At 31.7% G+C, this 14,404-nt stretch carries 15 protein-coding genes and 1 riboswitch; of the genes, 2 read left to right on the top strand and 13 right to left on the bottom strand.

Annotated features, from left to right (window positions below; genetic code table 11):
• Together ACSYT2_RS16510 and thiT are read left to right on the top strand one after the other, a co-directional pair.
• Positions 1-204, top strand: coding sequence for a hypothetical protein (locus ACSYT2_RS16510; protein WP_430857874.1), 204 nt, complete (start codon positions 1-3; stop codon positions 202-204).
• A 31-nt stretch (positions 205-235) separates the two neighbouring features.
• A riboswitch (TPP riboswitch) is annotated at positions 236-336 on the top strand.
• A 56-nt stretch (positions 337-392) separates the two neighbouring features.
• A complete protein-coding gene (thiT, locus tag ACSYT2_RS16505) occupies positions 393-1,076 on the top strand; it encodes an energy-coupled thiamine transporter ThiT (RefSeq protein ID WP_430857875.1) in 684 nt (227 codons plus the stop codon).
• Positions 1,077-1,124: 48 nt separating this feature from the next.
• Here the strand turns inward: thiT and ACSYT2_RS16500 are convergent, their stop codons facing one another.
• The 13 genes from ACSYT2_RS16500 to metG (ACSYT2_RS16440) form a co-directional block, all read right to left on the bottom strand.
• Entirely contained in the window at positions 1,125-1,313 is a 189-nt protein-coding gene (locus ACSYT2_RS16500) for a ferredoxin (RefSeq protein WP_438385215.1), read from the bottom strand.
• 70 nt (positions 1,314-1,383) lie between these two features.
• Positions 1,384-2,220, bottom strand: coding sequence for a P-loop NTPase (locus ACSYT2_RS16495; protein ID WP_430857877.1), 837 nt, complete (start codon positions 2,218-2,220; stop codon positions 1,384-1,386).
• A 21-nt stretch (positions 2,221-2,241) separates the two neighbouring features.
• On the bottom strand, positions 2,242-3,075 hold the full coding sequence (locus ACSYT2_RS16490) for a YhfM domain-containing protein (protein ID WP_430857878.1): 834 nt from the start codon (positions 3,073-3,075) through the stop codon (positions 2,242-2,244).
• A complete protein-coding gene (locus ACSYT2_RS16485; protein ID WP_430857879.1) occupies positions 3,062-3,832 on the bottom strand; it encodes a prolipoprotein diacylglyceryl transferase in 771 nt (256 codons plus the stop codon). Before ACSYT2_RS16485 ends, ACSYT2_RS16490 begins: the two co-directional genes overlap by 14 nt.
• 285 nt (positions 3,833-4,117) lie before the next feature.
• Positions 4,118-4,684: a hypothetical protein gene (locus ACSYT2_RS16480; RefSeq protein WP_438385214.1), complete on the bottom strand. Its 567-nt coding sequence runs from the start codon at positions 4,682-4,684 to the stop codon at positions 4,118-4,120.
• Between the two features lie 15 nt (positions 4,685-4,699).
• Positions 4,700-5,947: a hypothetical protein gene (locus ACSYT2_RS16475; RefSeq protein WP_430857981.1), complete on the bottom strand. Its 1,248-nt coding sequence runs from the start codon at positions 5,945-5,947 to the stop codon at positions 4,700-4,702.
• Between the two features lie 154 nt (positions 5,948-6,101).
• Positions 6,102-6,944 carry a 16S rRNA (adenine(1518)-N(6)/adenine(1519)-N(6))-dimethyltransferase RsmA gene (gene rsmA / locus ACSYT2_RS16470; protein WP_430857881.1) on the bottom strand — a complete coding sequence of 281 codons (843 nt, stop codon included), beginning with the start codon at positions 6,942-6,944 and terminating at the stop codon, positions 6,102-6,104.
• Positions 6,945-6,947: 3 nt separating this feature from the next.
• On the bottom strand, positions 6,948-7,496 hold the full coding sequence (gene rnmV / locus ACSYT2_RS16465) for a ribonuclease M5 (protein WP_438385213.1): 549 nt from the start codon (positions 7,494-7,496) through the stop codon (positions 6,948-6,950).
• A 112-nt stretch (positions 7,497-7,608) separates the two neighbouring features.
• Positions 7,609-8,655, bottom strand: a complete 1,047-nt coding sequence (locus ACSYT2_RS16460) for a resuscitation-promoting factor (protein ID WP_430857883.1) — start codon at positions 8,653-8,655, stop codon at positions 7,609-7,611.
• 261 nt (positions 8,656-8,916) lie between these two features.
• Entirely contained in the window at positions 8,917-9,702 is a 786-nt protein-coding gene (locus ACSYT2_RS16455) for a TatD family hydrolase (protein WP_430857884.1), read from the bottom strand.
• A 150-nt stretch (positions 9,703-9,852) separates the two neighbouring features.
• Complete coding sequence (locus ACSYT2_RS16450) at positions 9,853-10,293, bottom strand: DUF2383 domain-containing protein (RefSeq protein ID WP_438385238.1); 441 nt, start codon at positions 10,291-10,293, stop codon at positions 9,853-9,855.
• Positions 10,294-10,781: 488 nt separating this feature from the next.
• Positions 10,782-12,410 carry a methionine--tRNA ligase gene (gene metG / locus ACSYT2_RS16445; protein ID WP_430857886.1) on the bottom strand — a complete coding sequence of 543 codons (1,629 nt, stop codon included), beginning with the start codon at positions 12,408-12,410 and terminating at the stop codon, positions 10,782-10,784.
• Positions 12,411-12,464: 54 nt separating this feature from the next.
• Positions 12,465-14,393 (bottom strand): methionine--tRNA ligase, encoded by a 1,929-nt coding sequence (gene metG / locus ACSYT2_RS16440; RefSeq protein WP_430857887.1) that lies wholly within the window; start codon positions 14,391-14,393, stop codon positions 12,465-12,467.
• Between the last annotated feature and the right edge of the window lie 11 nt (positions 14,394-14,404).

Here is a 14,404-nt window from a genome sequence, read left to right as displayed (position 1 = left end):
ATGAAGGGTATACTTATTGATAAAAATAATATGGATGGTTTTATTGCATTAGAAGATGGAAGTATAGTAACATTACCTATAATTCAAATAGGTAATGCAAACACTGGAGATAATGTACAATTTTCTAGCGATAACATTACCTTAACTAATACTATTCGCCCAAACAGCACTCTAGGGAATGATAAGCTTATTGACTTTTTTTAAGGTAAGTAATAGAATGATTTTAGAATTAAATATTACCTGCTAGGGGTGCCTTAAGGCTGAGAAATGATTATTCATTAACCCTTATAACCTGATCTGGTTAAGACCAGCGTAGGAAAGCAATTATAATTGTTATCTTATCATCATAGGCTTTACATACCTTCTAGCAGAGTTTCTAGGAGGTATTTTTTATGAACATTTTTCAAGATTGGTCAGATAGATTTGCTAGCTATTTTAGCAACTTTTCAGAAAAAGCAAGTACTATCTTTGGTAACCCAACATCAATATTTGCTCTGGTAGGACTTGCTATTATAGTTTTTGCATTATTAAAATTCAAGAAGGTTAAGCTTGATGCAAAAATGATCAGTAGAATCGGTATTGCTCTAGCCTTAGCTTGTGTACTACAAATATTAAGAATATATCAATTTCCTATGGGTGGTAGTGTTACTTTAGGTGGAATGGTTCCATTACTTTTAATTGCATTTATATATGGACCAGAGGTTGGGTTCCTTACTGGATTTCTATATGGATTATTAAATCTATTTATGGATCCTTACTTTGTTCACCCAGTTCAAATTTTATTTGATTATCCACTACCATCGTTAGCAATTGGACTAGCTGGGTATTTTAAAAACCATAAGTTACTTGGTACTGGTTTAGCTTTCCTTGCTAAATTTGTATGTCACTTTATATCTGGAGTGGTCTTCTTTGGCTCATATGGCGCCGAATTTGGAATGGGACCTTCCTTATATTCTCTAGTTGTAAATGCTCCTATGGTAGGTGCTGATGCAATAATATGCCTTGTTATAATTGCTATATTACCTATTAATAGATTACTAAAAAGAGATGATACTACTATGGCATCAAACTCATAGTAAGAAAAAAAGTTACCTCTATAATTGAGGTAACTTTTTTATTTTCTTTTACTCGCAACTTATTGCGCTTACAGGGCAACTTGATTCCGCATCTTTAGCTGCGTCTTCACAACTTCCAGGCACTTCATCAACTACTGCATGTGCCTTTCCATCATCATTAATTTGAAATACATCTTCACATATAGATGGACATAAGCCACAACCTATACAAGTTTCTTGATCTACAACTGCTTTCATATTAATTTCTCCTTCCTATAGGACTTTACATCTGTATTTTGCCCAATAAGAACTAAATTATTTACTATTACTAATATAATCCTTCAAATATTAGAGAGTATAGTGGATTATCCATTACATACTCCTCAGCGCGACCTTCTTCTAAAGCTTCAGTAAATTCTAAATCAATAGGTAGTTCGCCTATTAAAGGAATACCTAAATATTCTGCATGTTCTTCTGCAGATTTTTTACTAAATACATTTAACTTCTTATCGCATCCTGTACACATTATGTAAGACATATTTTCAACTACACCCTTTATGTTAATTCCGATTTTTTGAGCCATTATTACGACCTTCTTAACTATCATCGAAACCATATCTTGTGGTGTAGATACTATTACTAATTCTCTTATAGGGAAATCTTGCATTACTGTTAATGCAATATCTCCTGTACCTGGTGGCATGTCTATTAGAAGATAGTCTAACTCACCCCAATTTGTGTCTACATACATTTGATTCAATACTCCTGTTATAACAGGACCTCTCCAAATAACTGGTTGATCCTCTACTTGAGTTATTAAATTAAGTGACATAACCTTAATCCCACTATTAGTTTCTACTGGTTCAAATTTCACTGAATTTTCATCAATTGTAGTCATTTTTGACCTTTGCTTATTTATACCAAAGAATCTAGGCATAGATGGCCCTGTAATATCTGCATCAAGAACCCCTACCTTATATCCCTTTTTTCTTAACATAGTAGCTATAACGCCAGTGATAGTTGATTTACCAACTCCACCCTTTCCACTTACAACTCCTATAACATTTTTCACATTACCATACTTAGGTAAAACCTTAACTGTACATGTTGTTGCACCCTTTGAGCTACAAGAGCTTTTACTTGGGCAGCTATCACAATTACTCATCACTATTCCTCCTTTTGTTTCCTACCAATTTTCAGGCTTAGTATTTGGTTCGCTAACTGTTATAGTCCAATCCTTATACTCATAATTTGCCTCTATATAATAGGTTTCATATATTTTATCTTTCTTATCATCAACAGTTATTGTTGTTTTAAACACCTTACTGTTATATCCTTTATTTTTTACTGTTATAACAGTATCAAATTCATCCATATTATTTTGTATTAACTTAGCATTAGGAACCGTCTTTTCTAAGTTCTTCTCAAACTTCTTTAGGTCAATAGAAAACATATACTTTAAACAATCCACATCCCCTGTTATATCTACTCCAACCTTATGTTCACTACCTGTAAGTTCACTTTCTTTCTTCTCTAGAACTTTTAAAATTGTATTATAATATACCTTTTCAAAATCCCTTGGTTTTCTTATAAATGAAAGATTTTGTATTATTGTTTCATCTAAATTCTTAGAGATTTCATAGGATTTTTCATCATCATAAAAATTGCCCACGCCTCTTTCATCTACACTTACTGAATATTTATAAGACTTTACATCATCACCTATATGTATTTCAAATATATAATCTGGATCTAATGATGTTTTCTTATCTTTGATTTTTCCCTTTGATAGAATATTATATATATCTGTTATTGCGCTATTATCTGTGACAACAAATCTAAAACCTGCATCTCTTGAACTTTGTATAATAATCTTATCAACCTTGTTTTCATTAATATATTCAAAGTCATCGTTTCTGAATCCAAGCTTTACCATACCCTTGTCTACTACACTGCATCCCATAAAAGAAGCTGATATTATTATTAATAAACATATTATTAAGAATTTAGTTTTCTTCAACGCTACTATCTCTCCCTTTTAACTTTTGAATATTATATATAGCTATTCCTAGTATTAATGTGAAAATAGCTATAAATTGTGAAGTTGATAAAATACCAACATTTCCTCTTGGATCATTCCTCAAAAACTCCACTAAAAACCTTCCTATGCTATATAAAATAACATACATAGACATTATCTTTCCATTAGTTCTTGCTTTTTTAGAATACCATAATAGAAATCCAGCTAAAGCAAAATCAAATACTGAAGAATATATCTGTGTTGGATGAAGATAGACTCCTGATGGTGCTAATGAATCAACTGGGAATTTTATTCCCAAAGGTGAGGTAGTCTCTAACCCATAACAGCAACCTGCTAGTAAGCATCCTATTCTTCCAAATCCTTGTGCTAATGCAACTCCTGGCACCACAGCATCCAAAAGCTCTAATGTATTCCAGCCTTTTCTCTTACAATAAATATATATAGCCAAGGCTCCAAGTATTATTGCACCATATATAACAAAGCCATTACCAAAATTCAATAAAATTGAAGGATCCTTAATTATGCTCTTAATCTCTGTAATTATGAATAATAGCTTTCCCCCTAATACTCCTGATATTACAGCAAATATTACTAAATTAAATAAACTATCTTCATCATATCCTTTCTTTTTAGCCCTAGATATAAAAAGATATCCTGCTGATATTATACCTATGGCTATCATTAACCCGTAGCTATAAATCTTAAATCCCAAAAATTCAAATAAAACTAGCCTCATCTAATCCTCCTTATAATGTCTCTACTGATTTATCCCATAGCTACCATTACTGACACCTCCATCTTCTATAAGTGGAAGCTAAGCACTTCTACGCGCATGGACTGGGTGCCCCTTGAGGGTATTAGTTCTTCTAAGCTTCAAATTTAGTAGGCATCCTATTAATAAAAATGCTACCTGAAGCTAAGAATTACTTTATAAAGCATTACTATAAGTAATTAGGAGAAGCTTATTAGCTTCTCCTAATATATTTAAATTATAATACTTTAAATTCCTAATAGCAAACTCTTATTTACCCCTACTACTCACTGTTGATACTATTGTATCGAATATAGCTTTCATGTTATCTTTATAACTATCTTCCTTAATTATAAAAGAAATTCTCCCTACTTTTCCATCCCCTAATCCTACATAGTAGATATTATTAACAAAGGATTTTCCCGTAGATACTTTAGTCTTATAATTAACCACTATACCTCTCCAGTTTTTGTCCTTATAATTTTCTATTTTTTCTTCATTATGAGAGAGTGCTAAATTATTAATATCCTTTTGAGCTAAGGCTTTAACATCATCTTCCGTACTAATTACTTCTATATATCCATTTATATTTCTATTATCCTTAAATTCTGCCTGATAGATAGTATATTCATCACTTTCCTTTTCATTCATAATCCACTTATCAGGTAGAGAAAATGTGAGATTTCCTTTTTCAATAGAATACTCCTGTAATTCTCCTAGATTGTTATCTAACAAAGCAACTTCTTTAAAGCTATTATCAAATAACTTTTGTGAGAATACTAATATCAACATTAAAGCTATGAGCATAGAAGTCATTATTGCTTGCTTCTTAGTCATCTATAATTTAATCCTCTACTTCATTGGAACAACTATTGTAGAATTTTTATAATCATAGAACATTAGCCAACATCCCATATCATCTTTATCAGTATTCATCCATGTTACAAAGCCTGTCTTACCTGCATAAGGTTGCTCGTCCTTATCTTTTTTACCAGGAACTCCATAGACAATGTACTTTAAATCACCTTTAGAATCACACTTATAGCCCATCATAAAATATCCATATTTCTTTATATAAGGATAATAATTTAGCATTGGATAATATGCTATGGTATATTTATTATAATTTGATACATTACACATTTCATCTAAGTTATTAACCTTAACTTTATACCACTTACAATATTTAATATCTTTAAATTTATTTCTACATTCGTCAAAATCTTTTACAATTCCTTGGAAGTAATCTCCCAAAGCACCTCTCATCTCAAAGTCATAAGGATCGATCTCCTTATCTTCCTCTATTCTTGTTTCATATTCATCGAAATCTATTTCTAATTCATCCCTCTTAGGACACATTCCCATACAATCTTTTTTATAGTTCTTGTCTTCATCTTCCTTTTTATAGGAACACTTCTCTTCATGCTTATCATGACCATCACATTTGTCCTCATTCTTGTCATTATCATCGCATTTATCCTTATGTTTATCATGAACATCACATTTATCCTCATGTTTATCATGATCATCCTTATTACATTTATCTTCATGGTCACATTTCTTGTGATCATGATCTTCTTTCTTCTCTATCTTCTTTACTTCTTCCTTAGTTTCCTTTTCAATTTTCTTTACTGATTTTTCAATTTTCTTAATCTCTTTTTCTATTACTTCTTCATTCTTTTCGTCATGCTTAATAATGGTACATTTCTTCCAACCATCATTCACATTTTCTCCATTCATGAATCCGTACATTAAGAAAATTAACTCTCCATCCCTACGCTTACATATTGCCGCTCCCGATATTTTTTCATAAGAAAAGTTTAATCCTGCAATATTATTTACATAATACTCTTTACTGGATTCTCCTTTTCCCATTTCATTTACAACCAAGGAGCCTAAATCTACTATTTGTTTCATTTCTTTTTTATAGCAGATAAGTACTATAGAGTAAGTATCATCTTTCTTAAGATTTTGAGCATAAAAAGATATCTTGCATTTATCACTCTTGGCCTCTATTTTTGCATATCCCGATAGAGCTTTTTCACCTGAAGCAGCATGAGTCTTTTCATCCTCCTGTAATATTATAAAGTTTCTATACATTTTATTATGTGCCAAGCTCCTGTTCCCTCCACATAGATTATTTCAATACATTATATGCGAAGGGTTTCTTATTATTCCATCACCCTTTTCTTAAATAGTAGGGTAACCTTATAAAATAAAGGTGCTTAAAGGCCTAATATTATTTTTATTTTTTCTATCTTAATTCAAAAATCTCATTTGTTAATGAAGCGAACTCCTGCAGACTTAAGGTTTCTCCTCTTCTCTTTTGATCTACTCCCGACCTTTCAAATGCCTCTTCAATCTTTTCTTTCGGCATTCCTAAAAACTTAACACAATTCCACAAAGTTTTTCTTCTCATATTAAATGAGTTTCTTATTATTTCAAACATTAACTTCTCGTCTTTAACTTGTACTCTTGGCTCTTCTAATCTATCTAATCTAATTACTATGGAGTCCACCTTTGGTCTAGGCATAAAACAACTCGGTGGAGCATTTCTTATAATTTTAGTATTACAGAAATATTGAACTAAAAGAGATAATGAGCCATACTCTTTACAATTTGGCTTTGCATCAATTCTATCAGCAACTTCTTTCTGTATCATTATAGTAAGAGATTTGAAGTTATATCTATCCTTTAAAAGCTTAGCAATTATAGGTGTTGTTACATAATAAGGTAAATTTGCAACAAGCTTTACACTTTTTTCATCCCCTATTATTTCATTAAAATCTACCTTTAATGCGTCTTTATGTATTAAAAAGAAATTTTGATGTTCCCCAAGTTCTGTTTCAAGTATTGGAATTAAGTCCTTATCTAATTCTATAGCCACTACTTTCTTAGCCTTTTTTAAAATCAATGCCGTTAATGAACCTACTCCTGGTCCTATTTCTATTACCAAGTCATTTTCGTCTACCTCAGCTCCTTCTACAATATCATTTATAACTGAATGATCTACCAGGAAGTTCTGACCTAAAGTTTTTGTAAACTTAAAATTGTATTTCTTTACTAGGTCCTGTGTTTTATAATCCTTTATATCCATCTACTATTCTCCTAATTCTTTTTCTATTTTATTTATAGCTTTTATGAATTCATCTTTTGTTATTCCATAATTGTTTAATCTAGAGAGCATTTGATTTGCATTACCATACCCAATTCCTAATTCTTTACCTAGAATCAGTCTTCTTTTCTTTGAATCTGCTTGGCCCGTAAGCTTGAAGTAAAACATATCTTGGGATTCAAATAATTCATTTTTTTCTTCTATAGTTATTTTTACATTCTCTAAAGCTTTTATTATAACTTCAGGACTTGCATTCTCTACCCCTATATCTCCATCCTTTAACCCATCTTCTTGAGCTATATATGCATGCTTTACTCCCTTAACTCTTTTAGAAATAATACTTCTTATTTTCTCACCTGCAAAATCAGGATCAGTTAGTACTATTACACCTTTTCTCTTTTGAGCTTCTTTTATTCGTTCTATTACTCTTGCGTTTATTCCAAAACCGCTAGTAGCTATCATCTCAGCATCTACTGCTTTTTTTACAGCTGCTATATCATCTCTACCTTCTACTACAATTACTTCTTTAATCAAAATAATTCTTCCTTTCGTTCTTAGCATATAATTAATTTACCTAATATATATGTATTATGTCAAATTAATAAAAAAAATAAGAGATAACATTTCTGTTATCTCTTAAAGACTTTTACCATTCTCCTGGATAAGCAACTATTACCACTTCTACTCCATTTTTTCTGCCCCATGCAGTGCAGGCGCTTTTAGAGTTTAAGTATACATCAATTATATTACCCTTGATGGCTCCTCCAGTATCAGCAGCTATTGCATAGCCATAGCCCTTGACATAAACTTTACTTCCTAAAGGAATAACTCTTGGATCAACTGCTATAGTACTTATTCCATTTGGATTATATACTGGCTTTCTACCAGTAGCTGTTATTCCATGTCCACTGTATGCAGTAGCTTGAACATATAGTTTTTTCTTTCCTACTATATTTTCACCCCTGCTTACAATCACAGCACCTGATCCTTTGACAACTAACTTATCTTGTGCTGCCTTAATAGCTTTTTGGCTAACTATGTTTTTTGCAACAATTTCGCCATCATGCTTAATTACCTCATATGTCACTTCTTTTTCCCCATTAATACCTTCTTGTTTAACTAATGGAGCAGAAGAAACATCTTTAGTAGGATCTTTAGTTTCAACAGTATTATATGGCATAACTTCAGTCTCTGTTAAAGTTTCAACTTCAACTTGAACTACTTTTATATCCATATCTTTGTTTATAGGAGTATTCTTATCTGGAGAAACAATATCTTCCTCTTTATAATTTATTCCTTGTTCCTCAAGTACTTCAGCTTCTGCTAGAAGCATCTCTCCTACAGTGTCCTCGGCTGTTTTAATTTCTTGCTCTTGACCTGCTATTACAACCTTGACTGGTACTGCTGTCTTAACTATGATTTCTTCTTTTTCTGATACTTTTGCTTCTAAAGATGGTTGAACCTTATCCTTAGGGTCTATTTCGACCCCCTTAGCTAATAACACATCTTTAACAGTCCCTTTATATGTGACAAATACTTCGTCTTTTCCGTCTATACTTATATTAACTGTCTTCCTCATAGTGACTACTGTCATTGTTAGAACAAATGCACCTACAATTAGCCCTAACATAATCTTTGCCTTCGGACCTTTAGAAAAACTTTTTTTGAATTGTTCTTTAAATTTTTCTACCATTTATTTCCCTCCTTTGGCAAGAGCGTCCTTTGAATTATATATCATAATTATTAAAATTGTCAAATTCGCATGCTCTTGCGACTGATGAACCTGAGTAAAATGCACCCTGTGCATAAGAAAAATTAAAATAATAATTTTATTTATAATAGCTTTTTCAGTTCATAAGGAGTTTCTTAAATAGATCTTGATATATTATAACACCTATTAGGTATTATTTCCATATATTCCAATTTATAATCGTTTCCACCATCTAATTTTACTTTATTTTCCTATTCTCATCAACCTATAAAAATTCTCATTTACTTTCATATTTAACTGTTTTGGGTCCATTTCCTTGATTGAAGCAATTTTCTCTATAATATGTTTAATATAATCTGATTTATTCCTCTTTCCTCGGTTTGGCTCAGGAGCCATATAAGGACAATCTGTTTCTACTAATAACTTTTCCATAGGAACACTCTTTACAACCTCTATAAGTTTTTTAGCATTTTTAAATGTGATCACCCCTGTGATACCGATATAATATCCTAGCTTTAAACATTCTTTAGCAAATTCTACACTTCCAGAGAAGCAGTGTACTACCCCTATAACATTAGGAAACTCTTTCATAACCTCTAATGTATCTGCATGTGCATCCCTGTCATGAATCACAACAGGCAAGTTTAATTCATCTGCAAGTTTCATTTGTCTTCTAAATGCATCCTTTTGCACGTCCCTTGGTGGATTTTCGTCCCAATAGTAATCTAGCCCTATTTCACCTATTGCTATTACTTTATTATTTTCTTTTATTATCTTTTTAAATTCCTCTATTCTTTCTTCTGTAAGCTCATCAGCATTTTCTGGATGTATTCCTATAGCTCCATAAATGAAATCCCACTTATTAATTAAGCTACAAGTTTTACTTACACTATCATATGTTGAGGAACAATTTAATATTCCAATGACTCCACTATCGCTTAATTCTTGAATTAGCTCATCTCTATCCACATCAAAGGCATCATCATCATAATGCGCATGACTATCAAATATCTTATATATATTTTCCATAACATCACTTCCTATTATTTTTATATAATATTATACACTAGGTTATTACTAATTCAAAAAAGCAGAATTGATATTTAACCACCAATTCTGCCTATCTCAAGATTATAATGCTAGTTTAAATACTATATTCTTTATTGATTACTGATATTTTTACATCTCTTTAAGCTTTCTTAAATGATTATCGTAATCTTTAACAACACCTTCTATATCTTTAATTAAACTCGGCTCTAAGTCCTTGTGCTCTTCTAAGAACTTATTTGCATTTTCAATTCCCATATCCATTGCATTTATCCCATGTTCTAAGACCTCTTTGTCCGTATCTACAGGAATCATTTTTATCTTTTCAAAAAATTCGCCCATCATTCCCATTATACCTACTGAATCTGCTGCATTTCCTCCTAAAGCTTCAATTCTATGGGTAATTGCCTCTTCATGTCTTTTAAATGACTCCACTATTAATCTTAATTCTTCCTTTAAACTTTGGGATTGTGCTTTTTCTAGATAATCCTTAAAGGTTGTTCCTCCCATATGTATACCCTTTAAAAACTTATTTACCTCTTCAATAGTTTCCTCTTTAAGTTTCATAAAAATCACCTCTAGTTTAGTCTTTTAAACTATAGTAAATTTTATACAAACTTATTACGAAGATATTAAGAAAACCTGCATTATACACATACTATACTTTTTGTCACAAAAATGACATAAAACAGTTTTATATTAGTAATTGTAAAGTAGTTAAAGCATTATTATTTACCCCTTACAACCATTAAAATATAATGGTTACCCGGAACATCTCGTCCCCCTATTGTAGATGTTCCGGGCTTTTTTTATTTTATCCCAGCATTACCACTTGTAATGCCCTCACTTTAAATTGGAGTTTAGTATCAGTTTATGTATATAAATTTATACTTATCTTTCATATAAATTAACTTTGCCATCAATTTGTCACATTAGTAATATAATATTAAACTTGTAAAGTAGTTAAAGCATTATTATTTACCCCTTATAACCATCTTAAACAAGAATGGTTTCCTAGAACATCTCGATCCCCTATTGTAGATGTTCTAGGTTTTTTTTATCTAAATCCTCTCATCTTTTATTCTTTTAACTTCTTCTCCGATGTTCTTCTTATCTATTTTCTCAAAAAGTACATTAACATCCTTTATCTTTCCAGATTTCTTTTCACAATAACTCCAAGCTGCTTCATCTATCCCTAAGAACTCTCTTATTTCTTTAGATGACTTAGGCATAAATGGATCTAATAAATTCGATAAATTTGCTATAATTTGTACGCATATATACAAACTATTTGCACACTTTTTCCTATTCTTTTCTAATGTTATCCAAGGCTTTTCATCATCAAAGAACTTATTTGCCTTCTTTATCATCTTAAGTATATCTTGAATCCCTTCCTTGAACTTACCGTCTTCAATATTATCTCCAACATTAAAGTATAATTGGAAGAACTCATCTTTTAAATCTTTTGGCATTTCTCCAACAGGTATTTGTCCATTAAAGTTTCTCTTAATAAATATCAAAGTTCTATTAACAAAGTTTCCATATAACCCCACTAATTCGCTATTAGTAGTATTGATAAAATCTCTCCAAGTAAAATCTGAATCTCTATTTTCAGGTCCATTCATCATTAAATAATATCTAACTGCATCTGCATTATAATTATCTATTATATGGTCCACCCAAATAGCCCAGTTCTTAACAGCTGAGAACTTTTTCCCTTCAAGTTTTAGATACTCGCTAGAGATTTCTCTTATACTTGGATTTTTCAGACCTAATCCTGCTAATATCGCTGGGAATATTACAGTGTGAAATGGTATATTATCTTTACCATGAACAAAATAAACTCTACTATCTTCTCCATCCCAGTATTCTCTATAATCTTCGCCTCTTTCATCTAGGCACTTCATACTAGCTGTTAAATATCCCATAACCGCTTCTATCCACACATATATCTTCTTATCCTCATAGCCATCAAGAGGAACATCAACTCCCCAATCAAAATCCCTTGTTACTGCCCTGTCTCTTAATCCTTCATCAAGGTATCTCTTAGTTATAGTTTCGGCGTTTTCTCTCCACCCTTGCTGTCTTATAAATATTCTTCTAACATCCTTCTCAAATTCTGATAATGAAAAGAATAAATGTTTAGTCTCTTTTATTATAGGTTCAGATTTGCATACTTTGCATCTTCTTTCTAAAAGATCTTCTGATTCAATTATTTCCGAGCATTCTTCACATTGATCTCCTAATGCATATCCTCCACAATGTGGGCATTTTCCTTCTATATATTTATCTAGTCTAAATTCTCCACATTCTTCACAATAAGACTGTTCTACTACCTTTTCATAAATATATCCTTTATTATATAGGTCTAAAATAAATTCTTGCACTTTTTTGCTATGGTATTCTGTATGAGTCTTTGTAAAAACATCAAAAGAAAACTCTAGCTTATTGAAACATCTTACAAAATCTTCATGATATTTTTCTGATGCCTCTAATGGCGTTAACCCTTCTTCTTTAGCTTTCATAGTTACAGGGGTTCCATGAGAGTCACTACCTGACACAAATACTACATCATCGCCCATTAATCTATGATATCTTGCTAGGACATCTCCAGGTAATAATACCGCTATTCTTCCTAAATGAAGTGGCCCATTAGCATATGGCCACGCATTACCTATAATTACATTCACAATAAAGCCCCCCTTAATCTAATTGAGGAGTTCAGCAAGCTGAACTCCCCATTATTATCTTACTATACTTCCAGTTGGTAATTCTCCTGGATTCACTAATGATAAAATGCTATCATCATCAGTAGATGCTGCAAGAATCATCCCTTGTGATAGTTCTCCTCTTAGCTTAACTGGTTTTAAGTTAGCTACAAGTACAACATACTTTCCAACCAATTCTTCTGGTTTATAGTTTTTAGCTATTCCTGAAATCACTTGTCTCTCTTCTCCACCTAAATCAACTTTTAATTTAAGTAGCTTCTTTGCTCCCTTCACAGGTTCACAATCTATTACTTTAACAACTCTTAAGTCTAACTTTTCAAAATCATCTATTGTTATTTCTTCTTTAATAGGGGTGATTTCTCTTTTAGCAGGCTTTTGAGCTGCTGTAATTGCTTCTAATTCTGCAAGCTTAGCTTCTACATCTATTCTTGGGAATAAATTTTCTCCCTTCTTAACAGTAGATCCAGCTGCTGTTCCATCAAAGCTTACTACTGAAGCCCAATCTGTTGCTGTAACATTTAATTGTTCATTTATCTTCTTAGCTGTATCTGGTAAGAATGCTGATAATAATACAGATGTAATTCTTAAACTTTCAGCTAAGTTATATAAAACTGTTCCTAATCTTTCCTTCTTTGCTTCGTCCTTAGCTAATATCCAAGGTGTTGTCTCATCTATATATTTATTTGCCCTTCCTACAAGCTCAAATATATCTTCTAAAGCCTCTGGAATTCTTAATTCTTCAATTGCCTTTTCTACCTTTTTAGGAGTTTCTAATGCAAGACTTATTAATTCCTCATCAATAGCTTCCTTTTCTGTTGGCACTGGAATTATTCCATCAAAATATTTTTCTACCATTGCAACTGTTCTTGATAATAAGTTTCCAAGATCGTTACATAAATCAGAATTGATCTTCTTTATAAAAATCTCATTGTTAAATAGTCCATCTGCTCCAAATGGTATTTCTCTTAATAAGTAGTATCTAACTGGATCTACCCCAAAGTTTTCTACTAATGTTACTGGATCTACAACGTTCCCCTTAGATTTAGACATCTTACCACCATCAACAAGTAACCATCCATGACCAAATACTTGCTTAGGTAATGGTAAATCTAAAGCCATTAACATAATTGGCCAATATATAGTATGGAATCTTAAGATATCCTTACCTATTAAATGAACATCTGCTGGCCAGTATTTTTTATATAATTCATCATTACCACTGCCATACCCTAATGCAGTTATATAGTTTGATAATGCATCTATCCAAACATAAACAACATGATCTTCATCAAAAGTTACAGGAATTCCCCAGTCAAAGCTTGTTCTTGAAACACAAAGATCTTGTAATCCAGGTCTTAAGAAGTTATTTAACATTTCATTTTTTCTTGATTCAGGTTGGATGAAATGAGGATTTTCTTCTATATATTTAATTAATCTATCTGCATATTTGCTCATTTGGAAGAAGTAAGCTTCTTCTTTTGATTTTTCAACTGCTCTTCCACAATCTGGGCACTTTCCATCTACTAATTGAGTTTCAGTCCAGAAAGATTCACATGGTGTACAGTATAGCCCTTCATAAGAACTCTTATAAATATCACCTTTATCATAAAGTTTCTTAAATATGTCTTGAACAGCCTTAATATGATAATCATCAGTTGTTCTAATGAACTTATCATAACTTATATTCATCATGCTCCAAAGATCCTTGATTCCCGCTACTATTTCATCTACATGCTCAATTGGTGTTATTCCTTTTTCTTCTGCAACCCTTTGAATCTTTTGACCATGTTCATCTGTTCCAGTTAAGAACATTACATCATGTCCTGTTAATCTCTTAAATCTTGCTATAGCATCTGCTGCAACTGTTGTATAGGTATTTCCTATATGTAGTTTTGTTGATGGATAATAAATTGGTGTAGTTATATAATATGGTTTTTTACACATACTAAAATGCC

The organism is Clostridium zhoujianii (assembly GCF_051590805.1).
In the GTDB taxonomy this organism is placed as follows: Bacteria; Bacillota; Clostridia; order Clostridiales; family Clostridiaceae; genus Clostridium.
The sequence above is the reverse complement of the archived record's forward strand: the minus strand, read 5'-3'. Positions and strand labels throughout refer to the sequence as shown.